Below are 811 nucleotides of genomic sequence, written 5' to 3'. Positions count from 1 at the left end.
AAACGCGGTGTTTTTAATAGCAAAGAAATTGTCAGGTCTTCAGAGCCTGCCGTAATATACGAAGCCATCACTTCTCGGGAATATGAACTTCTATCCGTTACTTCTATTTGACAGCCCAAGCTTTCAAACTGCTTAACACAAGCTGCATCAAATATTTCGGTAATCAGCGCTTTTGCTTGTTCGCTCATAATTCATCTAAACCCAATTTGGCTAGTTGCACCCAAAAAACAAAAGCATACCAAGACTATCCATTTGTTCAGTGTAACCAAAGCATAGCGACTTTCCTATTATTTGCATACTGACGTGAACTTGAAGACATTTCTACTATACTTCTTTAATGCCATCGCACCACGTCACCATATTTCGGAAGTTTGAATGACGTCTCCCAAAAAACTGACTATTGGGCTATTTTTTCTCTGCACTCTACCTTTTTTACCTAATNTGCTAGGAATTGACTTTGGCGCTGCGCCGACAAAAGTCGATATAGTGACAACACAAAGCTCGATGCTGGAAGCGCTGCAGGGAGCTATCCTACATACCATTCTCGAATGGAGCGCAATTTCTATTGCCTGTATCGGCGCTATCTTTGCGTTTGTTCATTACTACTATCATCGTAATATTACACTCCCTATCATGGGGCTTGCATTGCTCTCGGCAGCATCGATCGACATTTTTCATACCTTGGCATCAGCAAGAGTGATCGATGCTCAAGCCCAGAACACTGATTTTATTCCTTTTACCTGGGCGCTTTCCCGCCTTTTCAATGCTTCAATCATGACCGTCGGGGCGGCACTAAGCTTATGGGCTTTGC

Annotated in this window: 2 protein-coding genes; one reads left to right on the top strand and one right to left on the bottom strand. The window is 42.8% G+C overall.

Annotated features, from left to right (window positions below; translation table 11 throughout):
* A partial coding sequence (locus tag A3763_RS03180) for a hypothetical protein (protein WP_156494862.1) occupies nucleotides 1-188 on the bottom strand: 188 nt, incomplete at its 3' end.
* Nucleotides 189-375: 187 nt separating this feature from the next.
* On the opposite strand from A3763_RS03180, the gene A3763_RS30025 reads away from it, so the two are divergent.
* Nucleotides 376-811: MASE3 domain-containing protein (locus A3763_RS30025; protein ID WP_197482722.1), on the top strand; the 436-nt coding region annotated here is incomplete at its 3' end.

It is taken from the genome of Oleiphilus sp. HI0128 (genome assembly GCF_001635365.1).
This window is presented reverse-complemented; position numbering and strand designations above follow the sequence as displayed.